This is a genomic window from Nocardia farcinica (genome assembly GCF_029867845.1).
Taxonomy (GTDB): Bacteria; Actinomycetota; Actinomycetes; order Mycobacteriales; family Mycobacteriaceae; genus Nocardia; species Nocardia farcinica_A.
The window spans coordinates 1-2,065 of record NZ_JARWRU010000703.1 but is presented as its reverse complement, the minus strand read 5'-3'; the positions used below and the strand labels follow the sequence as shown (position 1 = coordinate 2,065).

Sequence of the window (2,065 nt, the reverse complement as noted above, 5' to 3'; positions counted from 1 at the left end):
GGGTGGGCGGAGCCGGGGGGGGGGGGCATTGGGGCGGGGACGCACCCTGCAGCCGGTGCCGACGGGCACGGCGGGTGAGCTGTACCTCGCGGGTCCGGGGATGGCCCGCGGGTACAGCCACCTTCTCGGCGAGACGGCGGGCCGGTTCGTCGCGAACCCGTACGGCGCGCCGGGGGAGCGGATGTACCGCACCGGCGACCTCGCCCGCTGGGTGGGCGAAGGAGCGGACCTGGCGCTGGAATTGCTGGGCCGCAGCGACTTCCAGGTCAAGATCCGCGGCTACCGCATCGAACCCGGCGAGATCGACGCCGTGCTGACCGGGCACGAGGACGTCGCCATGGCGGTCACGGTGCCCGCGCGCAATCCCGCGGGCGCCACCGTGCTGGTGTCCTACGTGGTGCCGGTGCGCGACCGCGATCTCGACGTGCTCGAGGTGCAGCGCTACGCGCGGGAGAATCTGCCGCCGCACATGGTGCCCGCGCTGGTCGCGCCGTTGCCGGAGATGCCGACCAACGCCTACGGCAAGGTCGATCGCGCCGCCCTGCCCGAGCCGGAGTTCGGCAACGCCCCGGCGGGCCGCCCGCCCGCCACCCCCAAGGAGAGCCTGGTCGCCGGGCTGTTCGGCGAGGTGCTCGGTGTGCGCCAGGTCAGTGCCGACGACAGCTTCTTCGCCCTCGGCGGCGACAGCATCCTGTCGATCCAGCTGGTCGCCCGCGCCAAGGCGGTGGGCATGAACTTCTCCACCCAGGACGTCTTCGACCAGAAGACGGTGGCCGCGCTGGCCGCGATCGCCACCGAGACCGGCAGCGGACCCCGGTTGCCGGAGCTGCCCGGTGGCGGCGTGGGCGCCATGCCGCTCTCGCCGATCATGCACGAGATGCTCGAACGCGGTCATTTCGATCGCTTCGCCCAGGCCGCCCTGGTGACCCTGCCCGAGGGGGTGCGCCGCCCCGATCTGGTGCGCGCCCTGCAGGCGGTGCTCGACCACCACGACATGTTGCGCGCGGTGCTGCGCGGCGCGGAATCGGTGGACCGCTTCGTCGACGTGCTCGAACCGGGAGCCGTGGCCGCCGAGACCGTCGTGACCGAGGTCAGGCTGCGCCGCCGTGACGCCGCCGAGGTGGACGCGCACCTGCAGGCCGCCGCCGACCGGCTCGATCCCGCCCGCGGCGTGCTGGTGCAGGCCGTGCGGCTGGCCGACGACCCCGAACGCGGACCCGACCTGCTGTGGCTGGTGGTCCATCACCTCGCCGTGGACGCGGTGTCCTGGCGGACCCTGCTCGCCGACCTCGGGCACGCCTGGTGCCAGGTCGACGAAGGCGGCGAACCGCAGGTCGGCGCGCCGTCGACCTCCGTCCGCCGCTGGGTGCACGGCCTGGTCGAACAGGCCCCGCGCCGCGCCGAGGCCGAATTGGACTGGTGGAAGGACGTGCTCGCGCCGGGCGACCGGCTGCTGGGCGCGCGCCGTCTCGACCCGCGCCGCGACGTGGGCGCCACGGCGGGCACGGTGCGCACCCGGGTCCCCGCCGACGTCACCGAGGCGGTGCTGACCACTGTCGCCGCCCGCTACCACGGCGGCGCCAACGACCCGCTGCTGGCCGCGTTGGTGCTGGCGCTGAGCGAATGGCGCCGCGAACGCGGCACGGCCGTCGCCGGTGAGCTCATCACCCTGGAGGGCCACGGCCGGGAGGAACAGGCCGTGCCCGGCGCCGACCTCGGCGCCACCGTCGGCTGGTTCACCACCCGCTTCCCGGTCCGCCTCGACCTGCGCGGCATCGACCTCGACGACGCCTTCGCGGGCGGCCCGGCCGCGGGCGAGGCGATCAAACGGGTCAAGGAGCAACTACGCGCGGTGCCCGACAACGGCATCGGGTTCGGCATGAGCCGCAGGCTGGACCCGCGCGGCGCCGCGGAACTGGCGGGGGCGCCGGAACCCCAGATCAGTTTCAACTATCTGGGTCGGGTGGGTGCCCGCGATACCTCGGGGGCGGGGGCGCCCACACCCGAATTAGAGGCGCGGACCGCCCCCACCGCCCCCCCCCAGGCGCAGCCCCCGGGCGTGGGC

Annotated in this window: 1 protein-coding gene; it reads left to right on the top strand. The window is 74.7% G+C overall.

Annotated elements, in window-relative coordinates; genetic code table 11:
* On the top strand, positions 1 to 2,065 hold a 2,065-nt coding region (locus QH283_RS15440; RefSeq protein ID WP_280503685.1), incomplete at both ends, for a condensation domain-containing protein.